The sequence below is a fragment of the Devosia sp. genome, from assembly GCF_017307565.1.
Lineage (GTDB): Bacteria > Pseudomonadota > Alphaproteobacteria > Rhizobiales > Devosiaceae > Devosia.
Genome location: NZ_JAFKHD010000441.1, coordinates 1 through 11556, shown reverse-complemented (window position 1 = coordinate 11556; position 11556 = coordinate 1). Strand labels below are relative to the sequence as shown.

Here is an 11556-nt window from a genome sequence, read left to right as displayed (position 1 = left end):
TTTTTGATCCATTGAATTTCTCTCCCGTAGCGGCAGAGCCTGAGAAGCCAGAGTCACGGTATGAATAAGGACAATTTGGTGAACCAAGAACGCATGCGAATGCAGCAGGATGATGGATTGGGTCCCACATCGGATATTGGTTCGCGGTTACGCGCACTGTATGGCGCGGTTCAGGAAGAGGGGGTGCCCGATCAACTCCTCGACCTGCTGGAGAAGCTCGACAATGCCGAGCGCGACCAGACCAAGCAGACACGTCAGGGCGGAGAGTGAGCTCATGGCGACCGAGACCCCCTCGTTCAAGCGCGAGATGCTGTCGACCTTGCCCAGCTTGCGCGCCTTCGCCGTTTCCCTGACCGGGAAGCACGACAAGGCGGACGATCTGGTGCAGGACACGGTGATGAAGGCCTGGGCGAAGCAATCCAGCTTCGAGATGGGCACTAACATCAAGGCCTGGCTTTTCACCATTCTGCGCAATGAGTTTTACAGCCAGATGCGCAAGCGTGGCCGCGAAGTGCAGGACACCGATGGTGCCTTCACGGAGCGCCTCTCAGTGCATCCGTCCCAGTATGGTTCGATGGACCTTGAGGACTTCAAGAAGGCCCTGGCGCAATTGCCGGATGACCAGCGCGAAGCGATCATTCTCATCGGCGCCTCGGGCTTCTCCTACGAAGAAGCTGCCGAGATCTGCGATTGCGCCGTGGGCACCATGAAAAGTCGTGTCAGCCGCGCCCGTTCGCGCCTGCAGGAAATGCTGAAGGTCAGCGGCGAGTCCGACTATGGCCCGGACGCGCTATCGACCCAGGTTACGACCAGCAATCACTCATTCTGAAGCGCACTGACGGCGGCCACGGCCGCCGTGAGCGCTTCGGACGGCACCGGCTTCTGCAGGATCGGTATTCCCGGTGACAGGGTCTTATGCAACTCTGCGTCGGCCGTCAGGACGATGACAGAAACGCCGCGCCGGCCAAGCTCGCCAGCAAAGTTCATATTGTCGGGGAGGCCGCGTTCGACCTCGATAATGGCCAGGCTGTACCTGTGCCAGTCCTCCCCCAGCATTTCGCGCGCGTGGGGCGCACTTTGGGCGATAATGACCTCACCTGCGGCAAGGTCTTCGAGGGAAGTCTGAATGTCGAGGGCGATGAGGTATTCCGCCTCAACGACCAAGACCGTCTGGCCAGCGAGCATGCCTACTTCCTCGGTAAAGACCGGATTTCTGCCAGTACCGGCAACTGCTGTCATTTAAAAAAGACATGCCGTGGAACGGGTTGGAGTGTTCTCACGTTAAGACGCGAAACCTTACCAACCCGGATCTGTCCATTGAGCCTCGTCCTACCCAGCGTCGGCAGACGAGTGCACTGCGAGCAGTGCCCACTCCGTGGGCTCCCGAGTTTCCGGGAATTTACTGCGGAAGAGCTGCGTTTCATCTCGGGATTTAAGCGCGGTGAACTCGTTGCTGAATCCGGCTCGATCATCCTTTCGGAAGGCGCTCGCAGCCCGCATCTTTATACCGTACTCTCGGGTTGGGCTTTTCGCTTCAAAACCCTGCCGGACGGTCGCAGGCAGATATTGAACTATCTGCTGCCCGGGGATCTGCTGGGCATGCAGGGGTCGGTTATGTTCGAGATGGAACACTCGGTCGAGGCCCTGACACAGATGGTTCTGTGCGTGTTCCAGCGCGACAAACTCGATGATCTCTTCAAGGGTTATCCCGGCCTGGGATTTGACATGACCTGGATCGCGTCGCGTGAGGAACGAATGCTCGACGAGCACCTGCTTAGTGTCGGTCGCCGAACGGCCGTCGAGCGTGCGGCCTATCTTCTGGCTTTCCTGCATAGCCGCGCCGAAGGGCTCGGAAGGCTTGAAGGCAAGCTTCTGCATGTTCCGATTACGCAGCAACACCTGGCCGATACGCTCGGGCTCTCCATCGTTCATACCAACAAGACGCTACGCAAATTGGCGGACAGAGGGCTTATCCGGTGGCTTGATCGCAGCTGCGAAATCCTCGACGCCGGGGGTCTTCGCGAGCTTGCAGACTGGGAGAAGCCTGCCGAGCGAAAGCGCCCACTCATATAGATAAATGAGCCTCATTGCTGCCATTGCGACATGGCAAGCGGTGGACATACGATAGGTGGCCGTCAGGCTTTTGACAGGGGTCGAGAAGTGACGGTGTGGATGAGCGCGGTGGGACAAAGAACAGCCGGCGTGCAAATGCCAGTTTTGGGGCGACGGACGGCACGAAGGATTGCCGTCTGGGTGTCGCTCGTGCTCGTTTGCCTGGCCGCTGTCGTGTCGCTGTTGTTGATGCAGGGCATGGACCGCCAATTGCGCGATATCGCCGACACTTATGCGGTCCGTGATACTGCGCGCGAACTGGTGAACGCATTGAACCAGGCCGAGGCCAGCCAGCGCGGCTATATGCTGACGCGGGATGCGCAGTTCCTTGACCCCTATCATGCCGCAACGACGCTCGTTGAGACAAACGTCCAGGCCTTGCTCGCGATGACCGGGGACGACCCGGCGCAGGCCGAGCGCGTGCGCAGCATTACCGGCGATATCGCGGGCAAGATGGCCGAGATGGCCCGGACGGTGGAACTGGTTGCCACGGCGCGACAGGACGAGGCGCAGAGCCTTACCGAGACCGGCATGGGTGCTCGCCTGATGGGCGAGGTCCGCAACACGCTCGAAGAGTTTATCGCCGAGGAAAACCAGAAGCTGGCGTTGCGCAACGAGGCGATCGACCGGTCGCGCATCTGGCTGGTGGTAACGATCATCGCGGCGCTGGCGGCGGCAGTTTGCCTCGCCTATGCGCTGATGGCGCGGACGCAGAAGCAGGTCAGCGCCATGGCGCAGCGGCATCGTGGCCTCATTAACCAGAACGAGGCGCTTGAAGCGGAGATCGTCGAGCGCACGAGGGCCATCGAAGAGGCGCGGGCGCATGCCGAGCGCGAGCGCCAGCGTGTCGAGGCGCTGCTGCAGGATACGAGTCATCGCATCGGCAACTCGCTGGCGACAGTTTCCTCGCTGCTGGCGCTACAGCTCATGCGGACCCGCTCGGAAGAGGTTCGCACGGCACTCGAGGCGGCGCGGCTGCGCGTGCATGCCATCGCTTCGGCACATCGCCGTCTGCGGCTTGGTGACGACATGGAAACGGCCAGCGCCGACGAGTTTCTGAGCGCCGTGCTCGAGGATATCGCGACGACGCAGGCCGATTCCGGACGCGTCACGATCGTGGGGAAGATTGACCGCATCGAGGTCAGCGCACGCGATGCGACGACGCTGGGCATCCTCGTCGGCGAGTTTGTGACGAATGCGCTCAAGCATGCGTTTCCCGATGGCCGGCAGGGCAAGGTGGTTGTCTCGCTGTTCCGCGCGCCTTCGGGCGTCCCCACGCTGACCGTGGAAGACAACGGCGTCGGTCTGCCCGAGGGGCATGATGAAAGCGGGTTGGGCTCGGTCATTATTCGCCAGCTGTCTGGCCAGTTCGGGGGCGAACCCATTTATTCGAGTGTTGCCGGACAGGGGCTGACGGTGTCGGTGTCCATGCCTGCCCTCGACAAGGCTCCGGCACCGCCGAGCCAATCCGCCATGGAGTAGACGAAATGCAGGTAGCTGCGATCCTCAATCGTGACAGTGGCACCTTGCGCACCATGGACCTCGACACTTTCTGTGCCGAGGCTGTGGCTGTGTTTGCTCAGGCGGGACACCAGTTGCGGTGCTACGTGGTGAGCGGGGAAGACGTGCTCGATACGATCGAGCGCTTCTCGGTGGATCCCGAGTTCGATGCGATGATTGCGGCGGGAGGAGACGGAACGATTTCCTCGGCCGCCGCTATTGCCCATCGGACCGGCAAGATACTCGGCGTGCTTCCCGCAGGAACCATGAACCTTTTTGCTCGCGCCCTCGGTGTGCCCCCGGATATCCGCACGGCACTGCATGCGGTGGCTGAGGGGACTATTGGGCAAGTAGACCTGGCGACGGCCAATGGGCAGCCCTTTGTGCATCAGTTCGGCGTCGGCATTCATGCCCGCCTCGTGCGCATCCGTAACGGCATGGTCTATCGTAGCCGTATCGGCAAAATGCTGGCGAGCCTCCGAGCGATTGGTGCTGCCGCGCTCAACCCGCCGCGCTTCGACGTTGAGTTCGAGGACGAGAATGGGCGGCAGATGCGGACGGTGTCCGGCATAGCGATATCGAACAATCCGCTCGATGATGGCCCGGTGCCGGTGGCGCAGCGGCTCGATACCGGCCGGCTCGGCGTCTATTTTGCGGGAACGGTAACGACGAGCGAACTGATCAGCCTCGTCATCGACGTGCTGATCGGCCGTTGGCGAGCCAACCCGCAAGTGACCGAGCTCGAAAGCGAACACCTCACCCTCCATTTTCCGAAGCGGAAGCGGGAGGTGCATGCAGTGATCGATGGTGAGCTGATCGAACTGGCGCGGGATGTGGAGCTTAGGATCCTGCCGCAGGCGCTATCCGTCATTCTGCCGGCGCGACCCCTTTAAGAGGCCCGTGGCGGCGAACCGTCACGGGTCGGGCGCGTCCTTGTCCCGCAACAGGGCGAGAGCTGTGAGTGCGGCGGCGGGAATGCCGAGGCGGACCAGCAGGGGAGAGCGGGTCAGCAGCGGCAGCGCGGTCAAGGCCGCGGTCGTCATGAAGGCGCCGGCGTCACTGGCACGACGGCGCTCCGACAAGCGCTTGCGGCGGCGGTTTTCCCCGATCGAGAGGCCGATATAGGTGAAAAGCGCCAGGGCCAGAAATGAGCCCGCCATGATCAGCGTCGCCGGCAAGAGGCCAATGGCCTCGGTCAGCGCGATATGTCCGGCGGCGATGAGAAAGCCGAGCCCGATCGCCGCGAAAACGAGGATAAGCGCGTAGACGATAGCCAGGCCCTTTATGCGGTGGCCCAGCCCCTCGACCTCAAGGCCGAGGAGGCCGGCTAGTGGCATCAAGAGGCCAAGCATCAGCGCGTCAGCAGGGCGAGTACGAAACCGACGCCGAGAGCGGTAGCGACCGCTGTCAGAGGTTTTTCGCGGATCGTGTCCTTGAGCTGCTTTTCGTATTCGCCAGCCTGGTCCTGGACGTCCTCGACCATATGCTTGCCGCGGCGCTTGAGATGGCGGAATTCGGTTTCCGCGATGTCGCGGACTTCGCCGGCTTTTTCACCAGTCAGCTTGCGCAGGGTCTCGGTGATGGACTTGAGATCGGACTGGAGCTGGGCGACCTGCGCTTCGAGTTCCTGCTCGCGCGTCTTGGCGGGAGCACGAGAGCTTGCATTGCCGCTCTTGCGCGTCGAGGTCGGGGCCATATCGGTCGTCGATGCCATTGGAACACTCCTGTTTGTTAAGCGGAAAACGCCTGACGGAGCAGGCGGTTCCCGTGTTTTGAGGCGGCAAATAGAATGCCCCGATGCATCAGATGCACCGGGGCAAGGGGGCGAACGGACAGGGGGGCGTCTGTCCGTTCGCGAGGGCACGAAGCGCTAGGGGCGCGTGCCTTTTTAAGGGTGATGCTAGACGCGTCCCATCAGGACCAGGATCAGCACCACAATGAGGACGACGCCCAGGATACCGGACGGGAAATAGCCGAAGCCGCGGGAATAGCCCCAGCTCGGCAGGGCGCCGATCAGCAGCAGAATAAGAATGATGATGAGAATTGTGCCGAGTGTCATGAAACCCTCCTCAATGGACGCGGCGTCACCAGAGCCCCTGACCCGGGGGCGCCGGAAACTTAAAGCAGTGCGACGAGTAGTGCGGTGGCTGCAGCCAGAATGAGCGCTGCGGGGAGCAGCGCGCGGGCGACATCGCCGAGGTGAGTGGGGGCGGAATAGGCGTCATCCGACCACGTCATGGTGGAACGGCCAGCATGCTTAAAGGTCTGAATTCCAGCCTGCTTCATCTTGTGCCTCCATCGCTCCGCCGGAAGCGGAGTGTTTGGTCATTGCCCTTGAGGGCTGTGTGACAAACAAACGGAGAGGCACAGATTTGGTTCCAGCGGTGCAGCGTGCCGCGCGCTATTCGACCTTGATCACATCGACCGACTGGCGCGTTTCGTGCGAGCCGTGCGTGCGCAGCACACCGACGATGGGCGAAATGTCGGCATAGTCGCGGCCGTGGCCGATGCTGATGTGGTCGGCGCCGGCGATCATCGCATTGGTGGGGTCGAACTCGACCCAGCCCATATTGGTGCCGCACCAGACCCGAACCCAGGCATGCATGGCATCGGCACCTTCGAGCCGCGCCTGGCCGGCGGGCGGGGTGGTGCGGAGAAAGCCCGAGACGTAGCCGGCGGGAATGCCCATGCCGCGAAGGCCGGCGATCATCACATGCGCAAAGTCCTGGCAGACACCCTTCTTGAGCGCGAAGGCCTCGGAGGGCTTGGTCTCGACGTCAGTCGCCTTGGGGTCGTATTCGAAGTCGCGGTGGATGGCGAGGCAGAGCGCCATGGCCTTGGCGCGGACCGTTTCGGCATCCACCGTGGCCCGCTCGGCATATTCGGTAATGATGGGCACGATGGGTGCGCGCGGAGAGGCCGCGAGAAAGTGCTGGGGGCTGTCCGGCTCTACCGACCAGTAGCGAGCGACTTCGAGCCCCAGTTGTTCGAGGGAGGCGGAAAAGTCGGCGGCACTGGCGCCTTCTTCCACCTGCACACGCGCGGTCAAACGGACTTCAAACTTGTCGTGCGGCTCGACGAGGGTGACGTCGCTGACGGTGTTGCCGAAGAAGTCGACGAAGCTCGTCAGCCGGTGCGGTTTTGGGAAGAAGGTCAGCGACGAGGCGATGACCCGCTGTACGCCCGGGACAGTCGTCGGGGCGACGCGGATGTGATGGCGCCCGCCATGCACTGGCGCATCATAGTCGTAGGTCAGGGTCAGGCGGACATCGTACAGCATGGCTCAGGTGAAGTAGTGTGTCGCGATGAGGCTGGCGAGGTGGCCGATATCGCCCGCGATCTCATCGAGCACCGCAGGCGTGACGGTATCTGGCTCGGCCGTGAGGAGACGCGTCTGGATCTGCAGCGCGGCCTTGGCCACGGTGGACAATTGCCCATCGCGAATGCCGCCCGGCAGGGTTTCGAGCTGGGTTCTAAGCTCGGTCAACTGGAACAGCACCGAGCGCGGATTGAGTGGATCGAGCACCAGCAGGTCCACGGCGCTCTGGGTGCCAGCCGTCACCGAATAGCGGCGGCGGTGGGTCATGACGCTGTCGCCGATTTCGAGCAACATTTCCAGTGACCCATCCGGCGCGTCTTCGCCGGTGAGCCAGCCGGTGATGCGGGCGATCTGAATGGCGCGCTCCAGCCGGCGGCCGATTTCGAGAAAGCGCCAGCCGGCGAAGCGGTACATGTTCTCATGCACGAGGCCCGAGAAGCCTGCGAGCTTTCGGAGCAGCACCGTCATGGCGCGGGTGGCGTCGTCCCCGGTCTTGATGCGCGCGGCAAAGCGCTGGGCGGTTTTCTGCAGGTCATTGAGCGCCAGCCAGCCATCGGGCGAGAACCGGTCGCGGATCTGGCCGGCGCTGTGGACGGCGCTGTTGATTGACATGAGCAGGCCCTGCGGCATGGCCTCGGTCGCATCGACGTCGATGGTTTCGAGGAATTCGGCTGAGCGCGTCAGGATCGGCAGGTCGGGCTTGGAGAGTTCGGCAAGACGTGCGTTATAGGCGCGCAGGATGCGCACCGTGGCCTCGCAACGTTCGGCATAGCGACCGAGCCAGATGAGGTTGTCCGCAGCGCGGCTCGGGAGGCTACCGGGCGAATTGCGGACCAGCCTGTCGCCTTCCTGGGGCAGCAGAGAGACCTGTTCGACCGGCGACGACGAAACGACCCAGACGTCTGCCGCCTGGCCGCCGCGCTGCATGGCAAGGGCGGTGGTATCAGGCGTGGAGCCGACGCGCGCGAAGCCGCCGGGCATCAGGCTCCAGCCGTTTTCAGTGCGGGCCGCGAAGACGCGCAGGGTGATCGGGCGCGGCTCAAGCTTGCCTTCGTGATAGACCGGGGCGGTCGATAGGCGGACCGGTTCCTGGCCCACATAATCGAGGCCATGGCTGGCGATGCGGTCCTTGAGCTGCGCCTTCTGCGCCGGCGTCATGCTGGCGCCGAGCGCTGTGCCGCGCAGGTCATCGAAGGGCAGGGTGGTAGCGAAGGCCGGGCCGATCATCAGCGAGTCGAAATTGTCGAGGACATATTCTCGCTCGGCTGCCTGGCCGCACCACCAGGTGGCGATCTCGGGCAGTTCGAGGCCGGTGCCGAAAATGCTCTTGCAGAGCCGGGGCATGAAGGCGGCCAAAGCACGGGTTTCGAGAATGCCGGTGCCGAGGCCATTGATCATGGAAATCGAGCCAGAACGCACCGCCTCGACCATGCCCGGGGTGCCGATGCGGCTGTCGTAGCGCAGTTCGAGCGGATCGGCGAAGCTGGCGTCCATGCGGCGCCAGAGGACGCTGACGGGCTTCAGGCCCGCCACCGTGCGCACCATGACCTGGCCGTCGTCGACGACGAGATCCTCGCCCTCGAGCAGCATGAGGCCCAGATAACGGGCGATATAGGCGTGCTCGAAATAGGTTTCGTTGAGCTGGCCGGGCGTCAGGATGCCGACGCGGCCGCCGTCGCGCTTGGCCTGGGCGAAGAGATGATCGCGGAAATCGCGGAAGAAGCCGGCGAGGCGCTGGATGTTCATCTCGCCATAGACGTCGGAGAGCGCTCGGGTCGTGGCGACACGGTTTTCGAGCGCGAAGCCGGCGCCTGAGGGAGCCTGCATGCGGTCACCCAGCACCCACCAGGCGCCGTCGGGGCCGCGTCCTAGCTCAAAAGCGCAGAAGTGCAGGAAGTGGCCGCTGGCGGGCTTTACACCGACGAGCGGCCGGAGGAATTCGTTGTTCTGCGCCACCAGCTCAGGTGGCAGCAGTCCTTCCTGAACCAGCCGGTTGTCCCCATAGATATCGGCGACGATGCTTTCGAGCAGTTCGGCCCGCTGCTTGAGGCCCCTGGAAATGGTTTGCCATTCGGTTTCGTCGATCAGCAGGGGAATGTGGGCGAGAGGCCAGGCGCGCTCCTTGCCTTCAGCGCCGTCATAAGTGCGGTAGAAGACGCCAGCGTCGCGGAGATATTGATCGGCGCGCTCGAAGCGGGAGGCGAGCTCGGTGGAGCCGAGCGCATCGAAGGCCGACATGAGCCGATCCCAGCCGGGGCGCAGCGCACCGCTGGCATCGACCATTTCGTCGGGCACGCCCGGTAGCAGCCGATAGTCGTCAATGATGCTGGGACCATCGGGGGGCGAGGTGCGGGTTTCGTGTGTCCGCTTGGTCATGATTTCAGGTGAACCGGGGCGGTCGCCGGAGGTCAAGCGTCAGCGGAAATTCGTCCGCTGGCCGCTCCGGGCGGTAGGAATAGGTGCCGGGCGTATAATTGTGCGGCACGAAACGCGCAAGGCGCCGTGCCTCGGCTTCGTTGCCGTTGACGGGGAAAGTCTCGTAGTTCCGGCCGCCGGGATGAGCGACGTGATAGGTGCAGCCACCAATCGGGCGACCGGTCCACCTGTCGTAGATGTCGAAGACCAGCGGCGCGTGTACCGGCATGACCGGGTGCATCCCCGAGGCGGGTTGCCAGGCCTTGAATCGGACGCCGGCGACGGACGTGCCGGCCGTGCCTGTGGCTGTAAGCGGGGTGGGGCGTTCGTTGCAGGTGATGGTATAGCGGTCGGGGTTGGGCGCGGTGAGCTTGACCTGCAGGCGTTCGACCGAGCTATCCACATAGCGCACTGTCCCGCCGATGGCGCCTTGCTCGCCCATGACGTGCCAGGGCTCAAGTGCCTGGCGCAGCTCGAGTTTGACGCCCTCAACCTCGACTTCACCGCAGAAGGGGAAACGGAATTCGAGCTGGGCTTCGAACCACGCGGGGTCGAAGGGGAAGCCGGACCGGGCAAGGTCGGTGAGAACGCCCATAAAGTCCTGCCAGACGAAATGGGGCAGCATGAAGCGGTCGTGCAGCGTAGTGCCCCAGCGCACGAGTTCGCCCTCTGCGGGCTCGCGCCAGTAGCGGGCGATGAGGGCGCGGACCAGCAACTGCTGGGCGAGGCTCATGCGGGCATTGGGCGGCATTTCGAAGCCGCGGAACTCGACAAGGCCGAGGCGGCCGGTGGGGCCGGCGGGCGAAAAGAGCTTGTCGATGCAGATTTCCGAGCGGTGGGTATTGCCGGTCACATCTGTGAGAAGATTGCGGAATAGACGATCCGTCAGCCAGGGCAAGGGCGGTTGTCCCGCGCCGGGGGCGGGGACTTGCGCCATGGTGATTTCCAGCTCGTAGAGGCTGTCGTGGCGAGCTTCGTCGAAGCGCGGCGCCTGGCTCGTGGGGCCGATGAAGAGGCCGGAGAACAGGTAGCTCATCGAGGGATGGCGCTGCCAGTGGAGGATCAGCGACTTCAGCAGATCCGGCCGCCGCAGGAATGGGCTGTCGTTCGGCGTGGCGCCACCCACGACGACATGGTTGCCGCCGCCCGTGCCAGTATGCTTGCCGTCGATCATGAATTTGTCGGCGCCGAGGCGGCTTTGGCGGGCTTCCTGGTAGATGGCGTCGGTGGTGGCAACGCAGTCGTCCCAGCTTGAGGCTGGGTGGATGTTGACCTCGATGACGCCGGGGTCGGGGGCGACGCGGATGACGTTGAGGCGCGGGTCGTGGGGTGGCGGATAGCCTTCCACATGCACCGGCTTGCCAATCTGCCTGGCCGACGCTTCGGTGGCGGCGATGAGTTCGAGATAGTCGTCAAGCGAGGCGACGGGGGGCAGGAAGACGCAGAGGCGTCCGTCGCGGACTTCCACGGTCAGGGCGGTGCGGACGGCGGAGTCGATCTCGTTGAGGGTTTGCTCGACTATGGTCTGCGCGGCGGCGGTAGTGATGGGCTGCGTGCGCAGAATAGCCAGCATTTCTGCTGGTTCTGGCAGGTCGGGGCGCGCGGTCGTCGGGTCGTCGGGCACCACGTGCGGGTAGGCGGTGGCGTTCAGGTGAGGGAGGCTGCCGAGCGGCAGGCGGTAGCCTGCAGCGCTATCGCCGGGCACGAGATAGAGTTTGCCGCGGCGGGTCTTCCATTGCTCGGTAACCCAGCGACGACCTGTCGCCGTGGCGTTCCAGCGCTGGACGGGCAGGACATAGCCGGTCGGATTGTTGAGGCCGCGGTCGAATACGGTGGCCATGCGGGCCCGCTCCTCGGCGTCGGCCAGCTTGGAATTGCTGGGGTCGACATTGTCGGGCAGGCGCGATTCCTTGAGGAGCCACTCGGCGGGGTCTTCGTAGGCGGCCGCGACGGTTTCTGCGGTTACGCCGAGATTTTCGGCGATGGCGCGGGCCAATGCTTCCGCGTCGGTGGCTGTAGCGTTGTAGCTAACGCCTTCTTTGGCAATGAGATTTTCGTCGGTCCAGACCGGCTTGCCGTCGACGCGCCAGTAAAGCGAGAAGGTCCAGCGGGGGAGGGATTCTCCGGGGTACCACTTGCCCTGGCCGTGGTGGATGAGACCATTGGGCGCGAAGCGGTTGCGGAGGCGGCGGATCAGGGTGTCGGCGAGG

13 protein-coding genes are annotated in these 11556 nt (G+C 63.7%); 5 read left to right on the top strand and 8 right to left on the bottom strand.

Annotated features, from left to right (window positions below):
- Positions 1-60 precede the first annotated feature (60 nt).
- Both J0I64_RS19325 and J0I64_RS19320 read left to right on the top strand, forming a co-directional pair.
- The gene (locus J0I64_RS19325) at positions 61-270 is read left to right on the top strand and encodes a NepR family anti-sigma factor (protein ID WP_291411311.1); all 210 of its coding nucleotides are present in this window, start codon (positions 61-63) and stop codon (positions 268-270) included.
- A 4-nt stretch (positions 271-274) separates the two neighbouring features.
- Positions 275-829 (top strand): RNA polymerase sigma factor, encoded by a 555-nt coding sequence (locus J0I64_RS19320; RefSeq protein WP_291411309.1) that lies wholly within the window; start codon positions 275-277, stop codon positions 827-829.
- Here J0I64_RS19320 and J0I64_RS19315 read toward each other — a convergent pair.
- Positions 817-1239: a hypothetical protein gene (locus tag J0I64_RS19315; protein ID WP_291411307.1), complete on the bottom strand. Its 423-nt coding sequence runs from the start codon at positions 1237-1239 to the stop codon at positions 817-819. The genes J0I64_RS19320 and J0I64_RS19315 overlap by 13 nt on opposite strands.
- Positions 1240-1317: 78 nt before the next feature.
- On the opposite strand from J0I64_RS19315, the gene J0I64_RS19310 reads away from it, so the two are divergent.
- The 3 genes from J0I64_RS19310 to J0I64_RS19300 all read left to right on the top strand — a co-directional run bounded on the left by J0I64_RS19310 (position 1318) and on the right by J0I64_RS19300 (position 4505).
- A complete protein-coding gene (locus J0I64_RS19310) occupies positions 1318-2073 on the top strand; it encodes a Crp/Fnr family transcriptional regulator (RefSeq protein ID WP_291411305.1) in 756 nt (251 codons plus the stop codon).
- A 180-nt stretch (positions 2074-2253) separates the two neighbouring features.
- Positions 2254-3594 (top strand): CHASE3 domain-containing protein, encoded by a 1341-nt coding sequence (locus J0I64_RS19305; protein ID WP_291411304.1) that lies wholly within the window; start codon positions 2254-2256, stop codon positions 3592-3594.
- A 5-nt stretch (positions 3595-3599) separates the two neighbouring features.
- Complete coding sequence (locus tag J0I64_RS19300) at positions 3600-4505, top strand: diacylglycerol kinase family protein (protein ID WP_291411302.1); 906 nt, start codon at positions 3600-3602, stop codon at positions 4503-4505.
- Positions 4506-4526: 21 nt separating this feature from the next.
- On the opposite strand, the gene J0I64_RS19295 is transcribed toward J0I64_RS19300, so the two are convergent.
- The 7 genes from J0I64_RS19295 to J0I64_RS19265 form a co-directional block, all read right to left on the bottom strand.
- Positions 4527-4964 (bottom strand): hypothetical protein, encoded by a 438-nt coding sequence (locus J0I64_RS19295; RefSeq protein ID WP_291411300.1) that lies wholly within the window; start codon positions 4962-4964, stop codon positions 4527-4529.
- Positions 4964-5326: a DNA gyrase subunit B gene (locus J0I64_RS19290; RefSeq protein ID WP_291411298.1), complete on the bottom strand. Its 363-nt coding sequence runs from the start codon at positions 5324-5326 to the stop codon at positions 4964-4966. Before J0I64_RS19290 ends, J0I64_RS19295 begins: the two co-directional genes overlap by 1 nt.
- A gap of 186 nt (positions 5327-5512) precedes the next feature.
- Complete coding sequence (locus J0I64_RS19285; protein WP_084587687.1) at positions 5513-5671, bottom strand: DUF3309 family protein; 159 nt, start codon at positions 5669-5671, stop codon at positions 5513-5515.
- A gap of 59 nt (positions 5672-5730) precedes the next feature.
- A complete protein-coding gene (locus J0I64_RS19280) occupies positions 5731-5898 on the bottom strand; it encodes a hypothetical protein (protein ID WP_291411294.1) in 168 nt (55 codons plus the stop codon).
- A 115-nt stretch (positions 5899-6013) separates the two neighbouring features.
- Positions 6014-6892, bottom strand: coding sequence for a transglutaminase family protein (locus J0I64_RS19275; protein ID WP_291411292.1), 879 nt, complete (start codon positions 6890-6892; stop codon positions 6014-6016).
- Between the two features lie 3 nt (positions 6893-6895).
- Positions 6896-9307, bottom strand: a complete 2412-nt coding sequence (locus tag J0I64_RS19270) for a circularly permuted type 2 ATP-grasp protein (RefSeq protein ID WP_291411290.1) — start codon at positions 9305-9307, stop codon at positions 6896-6898.
- A 4-nt stretch (positions 9308-9311) separates the two neighbouring features.
- Positions 9312-11556, bottom strand: a 2245-nt coding sequence (locus tag J0I64_RS19265; RefSeq protein WP_291411287.1) for a transglutaminase family protein, incomplete at its 5' end; no start/stop codon positions are given.